The following is a 14131-nucleotide window of genomic DNA, read 5'->3' as shown; positions in this document are numbered from 1 at the left end:
GCGAAGAGGAAAAGCTTTCTGCATTGCCAAAGCCTCCCTCCGGGAGACAGACTTCCCCCGGCCGGGACAGATTCTCCCCGCGCCGGGGAGAAATGTCACCACAGGTGACAAAGAGAGGAACAGATGTCACGTAAGTGACAAAAAGGGGAACAGGTGGATGCGAACAAAGTGAGCAGACGGAAGGAGCTCAAAACCGGTATACTTTTTACGGAAACTATGCTATACTGTAAGTTGGTATGATTTCCGGCCTGCATCAACAGGCCGTTGTTTCGATAGAGGAACCAGAGAAAGGAAAAAGAAAACTTATGGCACAGAACGATATCGGTATCGATCTTGGTACCACTACCATTATCATTGCGCAGGAGGGCAAGGGCGTTGTGCTCAACCAGCCCAGCGTTGTGGCAATGGATACCCGCAAGAAGACCGTGCTGGAAGCAGGCGATAAGGCCCTTGCTATGGTGGGCCGCACCCCGAACTATATTTCTGCCATCTTCCCGCTGAAGGACGGTGTGATCAGTGACCATACCATGACCCGTGAGCTGATCTGCCGTTTTGTCAAGCAGGTGTACAGCTCCCACATGGTCAAGCCCCGCGTGGCCGTCTGTGTGCCCGCCGCCATTACCGGCATTGAAAGCGATGCCGTGGTGGAGGCTGTGGTGGCCGCTGGTGCCCGTCAGGTGTACCTGATCGACGAACCCATTGCCGCTGCCCTTGGCTCCGGCATCGACATCACCCAGCCGGAGGGCCGCATGATCATTGATATCGGCGGCGGCACCACCGATATTGCAGTGCTTTCTCTGGGCGGCAAGGTCAAGGCCACCAGCGTGCGCGTGGCCGGCAACCACTACGACGAAGAGATCCTCAAGTTCGTGCGCAACAAGTACAGCGTTGCCATTGGCCAGCGCACCGCCGAAGAGCTGAAAAAGAACGTGGCCTGCTGCCCCCAGAAGACTGATTTCCACGAGACCATGGAGATCAAGGGCCGCAGCCTGCTCACCGGCCTGCCGGTGCGTGTGAATGTTTCCACTGACGATCTGTACGACCCGGTCATGATGCTCAGCGAGCAGATCGGCGCCGCGGCCCATCAGGTGCTGGAAAAGACCCCTCCGGAACTGGCAGGCGATATCTTCCGCAATGGTGTCATGCTGACCGGCGGCGGTGCACAGCTGCACGGCCTTACCGAGTACCTGAGCGAAGAGCTGAAGGTGGAGGTGACGGTTTCGCCCGATCCCGTCAACTGTGTGGCACTGGGCACTGCCATGAGCCTTGGCCTGAACGACAAGCTGGAAACCGGCTTTTTGGATGCAACGCCCCGCATTGGCCGCAGATGACCAAAGCTGCACCATTTATCCATGAATCTGAACAAAAGCGCCAAAAAGAAAAAATATCTATTTTTGTTGAAATAAATTGGAAAATAAGGTATAATGTACCCAAATTGATTTTCTGCTGACGATCTTGTATCGGACGCAGTATACAAGAAACAGGAGGAAAACCATGGATTTAGGTTTTGACGTGGTCGTTACCATTACCGGCATCGTACTGGTGTTCTTGATCCTTATCCTGCTGATGGCGATTATCACGCTGGAAGGCAAGATCTTCGATTCGATGAACGCAAAGAAGAAGGCTGCCAAGGAAGCCGCCAAGGCTCCCGCTGCACAGCCCGCTGCACCCGTGCAGCAGGCCGCAGCTGCTCCCGCTCCTCAGGTGGAAGAGGGCATTCCCGGTGATGTGATCGCCGCCATTATGGCAGCAATCCATGCAATGGGCAACGGCAAGTACACCCTCAAGGCTGTGCGCCGCAGCAAGAACGGCTGGGGCAATGCGGGTGTAAACGACACCACCGCACCGTTTTAACAGAGGAGGAAGAGCATGACACAGTTTATTGATACTCTGGTCGGTATTTTCCAAAGCTCCGGCTTTGCGAAGTTTGGCGAGCCGGGCGGCTACCTGTACGCAGTTATGATCTGCGTGGGCTGCTTTTTGCTGTACCTGGCCATCGTCAAAGAGTTTGAGCCGCTGATCCTGCTGCCCATGGCATTTGGCATGATCCTGGCAAACCTGCCCGGCAGCGGCGTTATCCACATGCAATATTTCGTCGGTGACGGTCTGGAACACCCCATGTGGGTGGAGATCCTGAACAACGGTGGTCTGGCCGATATGCTCTACATGGGCGTTAAGCTGGGCATCTACCCGCCGCTGATCTTCCTGGGCATCGGCACCATGACCGACTTTGCACCCCTGATCTCCAACCCCAAGAGCCTGCTGCTGGGCGCTGCCGCTCAGTTCGGCATCTTCGGTACTTACATGGGCGCTCGTCTGCTGACCGCTACCGGTCTGGTGGACTTCACCCAGAAGCAGTCCGCTGCTATCGCCATCATCGGCGGTGCAGACGGTCCTACCGCTATCTTCGTTACCTCCCGTCTGGCACCTGAGCTGCTTGGCTCCATCGCTGTGGCGGCATACAGCTACATGGCTCTGGTGCCCGTGATCCAGCCGCCCATCATGAAGGCACTGACCACCAAGAAGGAACGTACCGTCGTGATGAAGCAGCTGCGCACCGTCTCCAAGACCGAGAGGGTCATCTTCCCCATCATGGTCACCATCATCGTTTCCCTGATCGTTCCGGATGCCGCCGTTCTGGTGGGTATGCTGATGCTGGGCAACCTGATGAAGGAGTGCGGCGTGGTGGATCGCATCCAGAAGACCGCCGGCAATGAGCTGATGAACATCATCACCATCTTCCTGGCACTGTCTGTTGGCTGCACCACCTCTGCAAACACCTTCCTGAACACCCGCACCCTGTTCATCATCGTGCTGGGCCTGATCGCATTCTCCTTCGGCACTGCCGCAGGTGTGCTGTTCGGCAAGCTGATGTATGTGCTGACCGGCGGTCAGGTGAACCCGCTGATCGGTTCCGCAGGCGTTTCCGCTGTGCCTATGGCCGCTCGCGTTTCCCAGAAGGTTGGCCAGAGCGAGAACCCCTCCAACTTCCTGCTGATGCACGCAATGGGCCCCAATGTGGCCGGTGTTATCGGCTCTGCCGTTGCTGCTGGTATCCTGATCAACATTTTCAGCTAAGCGCTTTCTGAAAAGCATTTTTTCCGCCCGTCGGTTCGCAAGAGCTGCCGGGCGGTTTTTGTTTTACGATTTGAAATGCCCGCCGCGTTTGCTTTGGGCATAAAATAAGGAAATTATATTATTTATTTCGTGTTTGTCGCAGCCTGCGGGCTGCTCCAAACACATTTTCACAAAAAGGCCGTAACGAAAAACGGCTGCTGTTTCATCAGATGCAATTTTTCTCTACGACCTCTTTCGTGAAAAAGTAACTCCGAAAAGCCCGCAGGCTTTTCGGAGTTACAAATTATAAAAATATTTTTTCCGCTGAAAATAGCCAGAGCGAACGCGGCGGCTATTCTCAATCGTTTTGAAATGTGGTATACTGTATTTTGATAGTATAAACATAAAAGGAACAGGGGAAACCATGGCAACAGATCTCACACAGGAATTCTGCGCTCTGCGCGATACCTATATCGAAAAACAGTTTGGCCGCCTGAACGATATGCAGCGGCAGGCAGTGTTCACCACCGATGGCCCGCTGCTCATCCTTGCTGGTGCAGGCAGCGGCAAGACCACCGTGCTGGTAAACCGCATTGCAAACCTCATCCGGTTCGGCTCGGCCCACGGCTCCAAACAGACACCGCGCCCGGCCACGGAGGACGATATCAAGGCTCTGCGCAACGCCATCATGACCGGCACTGCCGCCCCCAGCTGGCTGGACGGGATGCTGCGCCAGAACGCTGTGCGCAGCTGGAACGTGATGGCCATCACCTTTACCAACAAGGCAGCAGGGGAGCTGAAGGAGCGTCTGCGCCGGATGCTGGGCGGCGAAGAGGGCGACGAAGTGTTCGCTTCCACCTTCCACTCGGCCTGTGTGCGCATCCTGCGCCGCTGGGCGGAGGAGATCGGCTACCCGCGCAGCTTTACTATCTACGATACCGATGATTCCCAGCGCGTGATGAAGGCTGTCTACAAAGATCTGAATGTGGACGATAAGTTCCTGCCCATCAAGGCTGCGATCAACCAGATGAGCCGCTGGAAGGATCAGCTTGTCAGCCCGGAACAGGCCCTTGCCAGCCCCGCAAAAGATACCAAAGGCGCGCTGACGGCCCGCATCTACGCGGCCTACGAAAAGCGCCTGAAGGAAGCCGGAGCATTCGACTTTGACGACCTGATCTACCAGACCGTGCAGCTGCTGGCCGAGCACAAGGATGTGCGGGATTTTTACCAGAACAAATACCGCTATCTGCTGGTGGACGAGTATCAGGACACCAGTGTGGCGCAGTTCCGTCTGGTGAGCCTCCTCACCGGCCCGGAAAAGAACATCTGCGTGGTGGGCGATGATGACCAGAGCATCTACCGCTTCCGTGGCGCTACCATTGAGAACATCCTTAATTTCGAGCGCATTTACCCGGGCACCAAAACCATCCGTCTGGAACAAAACTACCGCTCTACGTCCAATATCCTGAACGCTGCGAACTGTGTCATTCAGCACAACACCGAGCGCAAGGGCAAGACCCTGTGGACCAGCAATGGCGAGGGCGACAAGGTGCAGGTGTACACCGCCGAGAACGAGCAGGACGAGGCCAGCCACATCGCGGATGTGATCGGCCAGCACCTGAAAGAGGGCGGACATCTGGCCGACCACGCCATCCTCTACCGCATGAACGCCCAATCGGCCCCCATCGAAAGCTACTTTACCCGTGCAGGCATCCCCCATAAGATCGTGGGCGGCCAGCGCTTCAACGACCGCAAAGAGGTCAAGGATATCCATTCCTACATGTCCATCGTGGCGAACCCCCGCGATGATGTGCGCCTGCGCCGCATCATCAACGAGCCTGCCCGCAAGATCGGTGCCACCACCGTGGAGGTCATTGCCGATCTGGCCGCGCAGGAGGGCGTGAGCATGCTGGACATCATCGGCCATGCCGACCAATATGCAAAGCTCAGCCGCGCCGTAATGCCGCTGCTCAAGTTCTGGCAGATCTATCAGCGCCTGCAGGATTCTTTGGAGACCCGCACGCTGGACGAGTTTGCAGCCGATGTGATCGAGCTGACCGGCTATAAGGCCATGCTGGAAGCCGATGCAGCCAAGGGCCACGAGGATGCGGCTGACCGCCTGCAGAACCTTGGTCAGCTGGTGAATAACGTCAAGAACTACTGCGACCAGCACGGTGAGGAAGCCACGCTGGAAGGCTATCTGGAAGATATCGCCCTCATCAGCGATATCGACAGCTATAACGAGAGCGCCGATCAGGTGGTGCTCATGACCATCCACTCCGCCAAGGGTCTGGAATTTCCGTATGTGTTCCTGATTGGCATGGAGGAGGGCGTGTTCCCCAGCGAGATGAGCAAGTATTCCGAAGCCGATCTGGAAGAGGAGCGCCGCCTTGCCTACGTGGGCATCACCCGCGCCAAGAAGGAGCTGTACATCTCCAACAGCGTTTCCCGGATGCTGTATGGCCGCACCCAGCGCAACGAGCCGAGCCGCTTTTTGCGGGAGATCGAGCCGGAGTATATCGAGGAGACCCGCAGCCCGGTACTGGAACAGCGCTCCCGCTTTGGCGGCTGGGGCGACAGCTATCGTGATACGGTGCCCGGTGGTGCGTCCGGTTACTCCGGGCCGTCCGGATGGGGCCGCAGCGCCAGTGGGTACGGTTCGGGCGGTTACGGAAGCGGCTATAGCAATCGCAGCGGCTACCTGAACCGCGAATACAACGCGGGCGAGGGCCGCGGCTTTGGCTCGGCCTATGCAAACCGGGGCCAGAGCCAGAGCGGATACGGTTCCGGCTATGGCCGCAGCAGCACAGGTACGGGATATGGCTCTAGTTACAGCTCTGCATATTCTGACGGAACAACGCGGAAAAAATCTGAAAAGCAAATCTCCTTTACAGGCGCACCGGCAGCAAAAACCGCTGCAAAAGGAGCAAAACACTATGAGCCGGGCGATCTTGTGGAGCACAAGGTGTTCGGACGAGGTCAGGTAGTGGCTGTGAAGCCCGCCGCCGGAGATCAGATCGTGGAGATCAACTTTGAAAAGGTGGGCATCAAAAAGACCATGGCCAATTTTGCGCCCCTGACCAAAATCACTGCGGAGGAATAACACACTTATGATGACTGTTCGTTTGATCGCACATACCCCGGAACCGGAAAAGGTGGTGGCTGCAGCGGCAAAGCTCTGCTATTCCGATGCGCACATCACCGACCTGCTGGACGGCCTGACCGAGGAAAAGACCGCGAAGTTCCTGACCATGCTCAGCGATCTGGGCCATGCCAGCCCCATTGAACATGCCAGCTTCACCTTTGGCATTGAGGGGGTCAGCCGCACTTTGCTGGCGCAGATCACCCGCCACCGCATTGCATCCTTCAGTGTGCAGAGCCAGCGCTATGTGCGGCTGGACGATTTCCGCTATGTGGTACCGCCTGAGATTGAAGCCATCCCGGAAGCAAAGGAAGCTTTCCTTGCCAGCATGGAAGAGGACGCAAAGCGCTACCTCGACCTTGCCCACAAGCTGGAAGAAGGCCACACCGCCCGCCTGATGGCTGAAGGAATGCCGGAAAAGCAGGCCCGCGCCAAGGCCAGCAAGCAGGCCAACGAGGATGCCCGCTTTGTACTGCCCAACGCCTGCGAGACCAAGATGGTGGTCACCATGAATGCCCGCAGCCTGCAGAACTTTTTCCACCTGCGCTGCTGCAGCCGCGCCCAGTGGGAGATCCGGGAGCTGGCCGAAAAAATGTTTGAGCTGGTGTACCCGGTGGCACCGCATATCTTTGCAAAGTCCGGCCCGGCCTGTGTATCCGGCCCCTGCCCGGAAGGAAAAATGTGCTGCGGCAAAACCGCCGAGGTGCGTGCAAAATATGCATCCATCAAGGAGGCTGCAGGCGTATGAGCAAGGGAAAACTGATCGTACTGGAAGGGCTGGACGGCAGCGGCAAGGCCACGCAGGCAAAGCTGCTGGCAGCACATTTAAAGGAGCAGGGCTTTTCTGTGCGGGAGATCACCTTCCCGAATTATGAGAGCGACTCCAGCGCCCTTGTAAAAATGTATCTGGCAGGGCAGTTCGGCCAGCACCCGGACGATGTAAACGCCTATGCAGCCTCCAGCTTTTATGCGGTGGACCGCTATGCCAGCTACAAAAAGGACTGGGGCAGTTTTTACGAGAATGGCGGCATCATCATTGCCGACCGCTACACCACCTCCAACGCGGTGCACCAGTGCTCCAAGCTGCCGCCGGAGCAGTGGGAGAGTTTTCTCGGCTGGCTGTTTGATTTTGAATTCCATCTGCTGGGCCTGCCTGCGCCGGATGAGGTGATCTACTTACAGGTAGACCCCGCCGTGAGCCAGAAGCTTATGACCCAGCGTTACCACGGCGACGAGAGCAGGAAGGATGTGCACGAGAAGGATACCGAGTATCTTGCCCGCAGCCGCTGCGCCGCCGAGTATTGTGCCGCGCACCTTGGCTGGGCCGTCGTGCATTGCACCAGCGGGGACAACATGCGCAGCATCGAAGACATTCAGGCTGAAGTGCAGGAGATCGTGTTGAAGCAGCTGACATAATTTTCGATAAGAGGGGGCATCCTGACAGATGTATCGTTTGATGCAGCCGGAAGATAAACCGGCAGTGCTGGCTTTATGGCAGAGCCAGCGCAATGAATCAGAAGAATTTGCCAAAAAGGCCATTGAGCAGTTTGCAGGCGAGCAGAACGTCTATGTGGCCGAGGAAAATGACGAGATCGCCGCGGTGGCGCTGGCTGTGCCGGTCACGCTGCAGGGCCGCAGCGGCACCTACCTGTACGGTCTGTGCGGCGCGGGCAGCCTGATCCTGGCGGGCCTTGTAGACTATCTGTGTGCCCAGCAGAAGCTGCGCGGCGCAGGGTTTACAGTGGCGGTGCCCACCAGCCCGGAGCAGGCCGCACTGCTGCAGGATAAGGGCTTTGCATGGGCCTTCGCCCTGCGCTGTCTTCCCCGCGAGGTGGAGCGCAACCTGTGGAGTCAGGCGGAGTTTGATTCCGTCACCGCCAAAAAGCTGTGTGAGCTGCGGGAGCGCTTCTGGCCCGATACTGTGCAGCTGACCCCGGAGCGCATGGCCGTGGTGCTGGGAGATCTGTACTCCTCCGGTGCCACCATCGTTTCCAGCGCCCACGGCTATGGTATTTATTTCCGCAAGGAGGATACGCTTTACTTTGTGGAGCTGCAGGCCGACAATGACCGCGCCGCCGAAGTACTGATGGAAGCCGCCCGCGAAAAGGAAGTCATCGTGGAAAAGGCGGTCATTACCGTGGGCGCATCCCAGCCGCTGTTCCTCGGCGAGGGCACCCGGCAGGACTACGGCATGATCCGCTTTGATGCCGAACCCTTTGATGTAGCCGAAAGCTACATGCGCCTGATGCTGGAAAACTAAGATAAAAGGAAGGTGCTTATGGCACACGAAAAAAACACCCGCAAAAAAGGCGGTGTAGGGAAGATCCTGCTGGTGCTGGTGGTACTGCTGGCGCTGGCCGTTGGCGGGGCGCTGCTGTTTGCGCACAACGAGATCAGCGGCAATGGCAGACCCGGCACGGAGGTAACGGTGAGCATCCCGCAGGGCAGCGGCGTTTCCGTCATTGCGCAAAAGCTCAAGGATGCGGGTGTGATCCGCTCGGCCTATCTGTTCCGCTGGTATGTGGGGCAAAAGGGTGCGGCATCAAAGCTGCAGTATGGCGATTTTACCCTGCAGAAGAGCGCCTGTTCTTACGATGCCATTATTGCGGTCCTGTCCACCTACGCCAAGGCCGAAACGGTGCGCGTGACCATCCCAGAGGGAACCACGGCCATTGCCATTGCCCAGAAGATGGAAGCCGCCGGGCTGTGCAGCGCCGAGGATTTCCTGAAGGAAGCCAACGAGGGCGATTTCAGCGAATACACCTTCTGGCAGTACGTGCCGGACGATGCCGACGCGCCGGACCGCTTTATGAAGTGCGAGGGCTATCTCTTCCCGGAGACCTACGAATTCTTAAAGGACGACACCGTGCACAACTATGTAGCCACCTTCTATGCCCAGTTCGATGCACAGATCACCGATGAGATGTATGCAGAACTTAAAAAGCAGGATATGACCCTGCCCCAGCTGATCACACTGGCATCCTTTGTGCAGGAGGAAGCGGGCAACAGTCAGGACTCGAACGTGGCACAGGTGTTCCGCAACCGTCTGGCTGAGGATTCACCCTACCCGCGCCTGCAGAGCAACACCTCCAGCCACATCCAGAGCGACAGTGACAACAATTACCTCTGGAACTGGGTGGCACCCTACTATGGCGGCTGGGATAATATCCCGGAAAATATCGTGGCTGCGTATGATACCTACAGCTGCAAGGGCCTGCCTGCCGGGCCGATCTCGAACCCCGGCATTGCGGCCATCAGGGCAGCGCTGGCCCCCCAGCCCAATGAGGAGGCCAAGGATGCCTATTTCTTTGTGACCGACCTCAAGGGCAGCTATTATTATGCCCGCACCCTGAGCGAACACAACGCAAACTGCCAGAAGGCAGCACAAGTGAACAAAACTGTGAATACGGAAAAATGAGAGGAATTTGAACTATGCTGCAAATCCCGGAACTGCTGGCCCCGGCAGGCGATCTGGAACGCCTGCGCTATGCCATCAACTACGGTGCCGATGCCGTTTACTGCGGCCTGCCTGAATTTGGAATGCGGTCTGCTCCGGCCAACTTTACGCCGGAACAGCTGGCCGAGGGTGTCATCTACGCTCACGCCCGCGGCCGCAAGGTCTACCTGACCATGAACACCCTGCCCACCAACGAGGAAGCCGACCGCCTGCCCGAGGCCATCAAGGAAGCAGCCAAGGCCGGTGTGGATGCCTTTATCGTGGCAGACCTTGGTGTGCTGGATGCCTGCAAGACCTTTGCACCGGACATCGATGTGCACATGTCCACCCAGACAGGCATCACCAACTGGGCTGCGGCCCGCGCCGCCTACAACATGGGCGCAAAGCGCGTGGTGCTGGCCCGTGAGATGACCCTGCAGGATATTGCGATCCTGCGCGATAAAACACCGCCGGAGCTGGAGATCGAAGCCTTTGTGCACGGTGCTATGTGCATGAGCGTTTCGGGCCGATGCCTGCTTTCCAACTACATGGCGGGCCGCGACGCGAACCGCGGCCAGTGCGCCCAGCCCTGCCGCTGGAAATACTATCTCAGCGAGGAGACCCGTCCGGGCCAGCTGTACGAGATCGGCGAGAACGAGAACGGCAGCTACATCCTCAACGCCAATGATATGTGCACCGCGCCTTTCCTTGATCTGATCTGCAAGGCCGGTGTGGACAGCCTGAAGATCGAGGGCCGTGCCAAGACCTTCTACTATGTGGCAAGCGTTACCGCCGCCTACCGCAGGGCGCTGGACGCTTATCTGGCCGACCCGCTCAACGACAACTTTGAGCTGCCTGCTGAAGTGTACGAGGAGCTTACCCGTACCAGCCACCGCCACTACTCGCCGGGCTTCTACTTTGGCCGCGAGCAGGCCAGACAGGCCACCGACAGCGCTACTTACATCCGCGAGTGGGAGTTTGTGGGCACGGTGGACGGCTGGGAGAACGGCGTTGCCTCCTGCCAGCAGCGCGGCAAGTGGAGCCTGGGCGACACTCTGGAAGCCCTCTGCCCGGATGGCCGCAGCATTCCGCTGAACCCTGAGTGGATCGAAAACGAAGCCGGTGAACGGGTGGAGAGCACCCCGCATGCCATGGAAAAATACACCATTCCCACGCCGGAGCTGCCGCCCATGAGCCTGCTGCGGCGCAAAACGGTATAAGGAGACCACAATGGAAGCAACACGCCTGTGTCCATACTGCCTGCAGCCGCTGCCCGGAGCAGCACAAAGCTGCCCGCACTGCGGCAAAAGCTTTGCCGGGCGCAACCCCGGCGGCACCCTGCCGGTGGGCACCGTGCTGGCCGGGCGCTACACCGTAGGGGAAATGCTGAGCATCGACGGCGAGGGCATCCTCTACCGCGGCGCAGAGAATCTGGGCCGTTTCCGGGTGACCATCAAGGAATATCTGCCCATTACCCTCACGGCGGAGCGCACGGCAGAAAGCACCCTGCGGCCCAAGACCGGCAGTGAGGTGCTGTTCAAGACCACCCGCATGGATTTTGCGGACCTGTACCGCTCCATCCAGCGCATCACTCCGGCCAATGGTCTGGAAGCCGTGCTGGATGTGGTGGAAGCCAATAACAGCGTTTACGCCATTCTGGAAAATCTGGGCGGCACCCCGCTGGATCAGTGGCTGGAAAACCACCCCGGCACCATTCGCCCGGACGATGCCTGCACCATGCTGCAGCCGGTGTTTGAAGGCGTAGCCGCCATGCACAAGATCGGTCTGGTGCACCGCGGTATCTGCCCGGAGAACATCCGCGTGATGGAAAACGACCGCTGCCGTCTGGCAGGCTATGCCACGGTGGGCCTGCGCACGGCGGGCAGCGGCCTGCACGAGCAGCTGTACGAAGGCTATTCCGCCCCGGAGCAGTATTCCACCGCAGAGTTCGAGGGCCGCTATACCGATGAATACAGCCTTGCGGCCGTGTTCTACCGCATGGTGTGCGGGCAGGCCCCGGTGCCTGCAGCGCAGCGCATTGTGGCAGACTCTAACCCACGCGCAAAATCGGTGAACGGCAGCCTGCCGCTGTACGTCTCGCAGGTGCTGCAGCTGGGCCTGCGCCTGCGGCCCATGGAGCGCATCCAGACCGTGCCGCAGCTGTATCAGGCCCTTTCTTCCAAGGAATACACCGCCGAGCTGACCCGCACCATGAAGCCGGAGACTCCGGTGCGCACAGCCCCGCCGGAGCCGGAACGCAAGGAGCATCTGCTCAGCTTAAAAGCGCTGCTGGCGGGCATCGTGATCCTGCTGTCCATCCTCATTCTGCTCACGCTGTGGAGCGTGCTGAGCCAGCACATCCACCAGCCTGCCGCGTCGGCTGCGGAGTCGGAACCGGCCAGCAGCGAGGTGATGGTGCCGCAGAACCTTGTGCCGAACTTTATTGGCATGGACTACACGCAGGTGCAGAACAACCGGGAATATACCAGCATGTATCTGTTCTATGTCACCGAGGAATACAGCGATACCGCCCCGGCGGGCCAGATCATCCAGCAGGAGCCGAGCGCGGACACTGTGCTCAAGGCAGGGGAGACCATACGGCTGGTGGTGAGCAAAGGCCCGCAGATGGCCGAGATGCCCAATATCATCGGCTTTACGCAGGATAGCGCGGTAAAGGAACTGGAAGCGCGGGGCCTTGTGGCCAGCTGCTTTATGGTGGTGAACGATGGCTCCTATGCATCCGGCTGCGTGGTGCGTACCAGCGAGGAGCCGGGCACAAAGGTGGAAGTGGGCACGGTGATCACCGTGTATATTGCGGCAGACCCCAGTGTGCAGAGCACTGTCACACCGGAGGAACCCGCCGCTACCGAACCCACCACGACAGAGCCGGCCCCTCCGGAAACAACAGATCCTACCCCCACGGAATACAATACAGACTAAAAAACAAAAGCAGAAGCGGGAGCCTTGCAAAGGCCCCCGCTTCTGCTTGTTTAGGATAGGAAAGAGAATGGCTTAGTTAGAGGTTGGTGTAGCCCATCAGGTAGCGGTCTACCTCGGCGGCGCAGTCGCGGCCTTCGCGCAGGCCCCATACCACAAGGCTCTGGCCGCGGCGCATATCGCCGCAAACGAACACCTTTTCCACGTTGGTCTTGAAGCTGTGGTCTGCCACGTTGCCGCGGGCGGTCAGCTCCACACCAAATGCATCGGCCACGTAGCTTTCGCAGCCGGTAAAGCCTGCGGCGATGAACGCCAGCTGGCAGTTGTAGGTGAATTCTTCACCGGTAGGCACCATGCTGGTACGGCCGGTCTCGGGGTTCCGTTCCGGCTTCAGGTAGGAGATGATAGCACCGGTCAGATTGCCCGCATCATCCTTCAAAAATTCCTTCACGGTGGTTTGGTACACGCGCGGGTCCTTGCCAAACTTTGCAAGACACTCGGTTTGGCCGTAGTCCACCTTCAGCACACGGGGCCACTCCGGCCACGGGTTGGAGGCTGCACGCTCCTTGGGCGGCTGCGGCATCATTTCCAGTGCCACCAGATCGGTGCAGCCCTGCCGCAGGGCCGTGCCCTGACAGTCGTTGCCGGTATCACCGCCGCCGATCACCAGAACATTCTTGCCCTTGGCATCGATGGCCTTGCCGTCCGCGAACTGGCTGTCCAGCAGACTTCTGGTCACGCTGGTCAGGTAGTCCACGGCAAAGTGCACGCCGTTTGCATCGCGGCCGGGCACATTCAGGTCGCGGGCCTTCTTGGCACCGCAGCACAGCACCACGGCATCGTAGCCGTTCAGCAGCTCTTCGGCGGCAACAGCCCCGCCCACATCCATGTTGGTGCGGAACTCCACGCCCTCAGCCTGCATGATCTTGATGCGGCGCTCGATGACGGATTTGTCCAGCTTCATGTTGGGGATGCCGTACATCAGCAGGCCGCCCACGCGGTCGGCACGCTCGAACACAGTCACGGCGTGGCCGCGCTTGTTCAGGTATTCAGCCACCGAAAGGCCGGAGGGGCCGCTGCCCACCACGGCTACGCTCTTGCCGGTGCGGGAGGGCGGCGGTGCGGCGTGCAGCCAGCCCTTGGCGTAAGCCGTCTCAATAATGGCGTGCTCGTTCTCGCGCACGGTCACGCTGCTGCCGGTCACATCGCCGCAGGTGCAGGCCGCTTCACACAGGGCAGGGCACACCCGGCTGGTGAACTCCGGAAAACGGTTGGTGGCCATCAGCCGATGCATGGCCAGCTCCCACTTGCCATGATAAACAAGGTCGTTCCACTCCGGGATGAGGTTATTCAGCGGGCAGCCGGAGGCCATGCCGCCGATCATCATGCCGGCCTGACAGAAGGGAACACCGCAGTCCATGCAGCGTGCTGCCTGCGTCTGCTGCTCCTCGCGGGAGAGCCAGATATGAAATTCGTTAAAGTTTTCAATGCGTTCCAGCGGCGGAACATCCGTGCTGGTTTTGCGCGTATAGTCGATAAATCCAGTTGTCTTACCCATA

At 58.8% G+C, this 14131-nt stretch carries 11 protein-coding genes; 10 read left to right on the top strand and 1 reads right to left on the bottom strand.

The genetic code is table 11. From position 1 onward, the window contains the following. Positions 1-305 precede the first annotated feature (305 nt). From GKG36_RS12470 to GKG36_RS12425, 10 genes are all read left to right on the top strand, one after another. Positions 306-1331: a rod shape-determining protein gene (locus GKG36_RS12470; RefSeq protein WP_097782222.1), complete on the top strand. Its 1026-nt coding sequence runs from the start codon at positions 306-308 to the stop codon at positions 1329-1331. 163 nt (positions 1332-1494) lie between these two features. Further along, positions 1495-1854 (top strand): OadG family transporter subunit, encoded by a 360-nt coding sequence (locus tag GKG36_RS12465; RefSeq protein ID WP_005941465.1) that lies wholly within the window; start codon positions 1495-1497, stop codon positions 1852-1854. A gap of 15 nt (positions 1855-1869) precedes the next feature. Continuing rightward, positions 1870-3078, top strand: coding sequence for a sodium ion-translocating decarboxylase subunit beta (locus GKG36_RS12460; protein ID WP_154256136.1), 1209 nt, complete (start codon positions 1870-1872; stop codon positions 3076-3078). Between the two features lie 403 nt (positions 3079-3481). Then, entirely contained in the window at positions 3482-6160 is a 2679-nt protein-coding gene (locus GKG36_RS12455; protein ID WP_154261024.1) for a UvrD-helicase domain-containing protein, read from the top strand. A 7-nt stretch (positions 6161-6167) separates the two neighbouring features. After that, entirely contained in the window at positions 6168-6947 is a 780-nt protein-coding gene (gene thyX, locus GKG36_RS12450) for an FAD-dependent thymidylate synthase (protein WP_120081495.1), read from the top strand. Then, entirely contained in the window at positions 6944-7615 is a 672-nt protein-coding gene (locus GKG36_RS12445; protein ID WP_005941476.1) for a deoxynucleoside kinase, read from the top strand. Before thyX ends, GKG36_RS12445 begins: the two co-directional genes overlap by 4 nt. A 28-nt stretch (positions 7616-7643) precedes the next feature. Next, positions 7644-8459, top strand: coding sequence for a hypothetical protein (locus tag GKG36_RS12440; protein ID WP_154261022.1), 816 nt, complete (start codon positions 7644-7646; stop codon positions 8457-8459). Between the two features lie 18 nt (positions 8460-8477). After that, positions 8478-9617 (top strand): endolytic transglycosylase MltG, encoded by a 1140-nt coding sequence (mltG, locus tag GKG36_RS12435; protein WP_154261020.1) that lies wholly within the window; start codon positions 8478-8480, stop codon positions 9615-9617. Positions 9618-9631: 14 nt separating this feature from the next. Then, positions 9632-10855 carry a U32 family peptidase gene (locus tag GKG36_RS12430; RefSeq protein ID WP_005941481.1) on the top strand — a complete coding sequence of 408 codons (1224 nt, stop codon included), beginning with the start codon at positions 9632-9634 and terminating at the stop codon, positions 10853-10855. A gap of 10 nt (positions 10856-10865) precedes the next feature. Then, positions 10866-12575 carry a PASTA domain-containing protein gene (locus tag GKG36_RS12425; protein WP_154261018.1) on the top strand — a complete coding sequence of 570 codons (1710 nt, stop codon included), beginning with the start codon at positions 10866-10868 and terminating at the stop codon, positions 12573-12575. 76 nt (positions 12576-12651) lie between these two features. Here the strand turns inward: GKG36_RS12425 and GKG36_RS12420 are convergent, their stop codons facing one another. Continuing rightward, positions 12652-14130: a glutamate synthase subunit beta gene (locus GKG36_RS12420; RefSeq protein WP_154261016.1), complete on the bottom strand. Its 1479-nt coding sequence runs from the start codon at positions 14128-14130 to the stop codon at positions 12652-12654. Position 14131 lies beyond the last annotated feature (1 nt).

The organism is Faecalibacterium sp. BIOML-A1 (genome assembly GCF_009679715.1).
GTDB lineage: Bacteria > Bacillota > Clostridia > Oscillospirales > Ruminococcaceae > Faecalibacterium > Faecalibacterium taiwanense.
This window is presented reverse-complemented; position numbering and strand designations above follow the sequence as displayed.

Coding starts and splice junctions, on each gene's coding strand:
- GKG36_RS12440 (WP_154261022.1), top strand. CDS start 7,644: ATGTATCGTTTGATGCAGCCGGAAGATAAACCGGCAGTGCTGGCTTTA.
- GKG36_RS12430 (WP_005941481.1), top strand. CDS start 9,632: ATGCTGCAAATCCCGGAACTGCTGGCCCCGGCAGGCGATCTGGAACGC.
- GKG36_RS12445 (WP_005941476.1), top strand. CDS start 6,944: ATGAGCAAGGGAAAACTGATCGTACTGGAAGGGCTGGACGGCAGCGGC.
- GKG36_RS12465 (WP_005941465.1), top strand. CDS start 1,495: ATGGATTTAGGTTTTGACGTGGTCGTTACCATTACCGGCATCGTACTG.
- GKG36_RS12420 (WP_154261016.1), bottom strand. CDS start 14,130: ATGGGTAAGACAACTGGATTTATCGACTATACGCGCAAAACCAGCACG.
- GKG36_RS12470 (WP_097782222.1), top strand. CDS start 306: ATGGCACAGAACGATATCGGTATCGATCTTGGTACCACTACCATTATC.
- GKG36_RS12460 (WP_154256136.1), top strand. CDS start 1,870: ATGACACAGTTTATTGATACTCTGGTCGGTATTTTCCAAAGCTCCGGC.
- mltG (WP_154261020.1), top strand. CDS start 8,478: ATGGCACACGAAAAAAACACCCGCAAAAAAGGCGGTGTAGGGAAGATC.
- thyX (WP_120081495.1), top strand. CDS start 6,168: ATGATGACTGTTCGTTTGATCGCACATACCCCGGAACCGGAAAAGGTG.
- GKG36_RS12455 (WP_154261024.1), top strand. CDS start 3,482: ATGGCAACAGATCTCACACAGGAATTCTGCGCTCTGCGCGATACCTAT.
- GKG36_RS12425 (WP_154261018.1), top strand. CDS start 10,866: ATGGAAGCAACACGCCTGTGTCCATACTGCCTGCAGCCGCTGCCCGGA.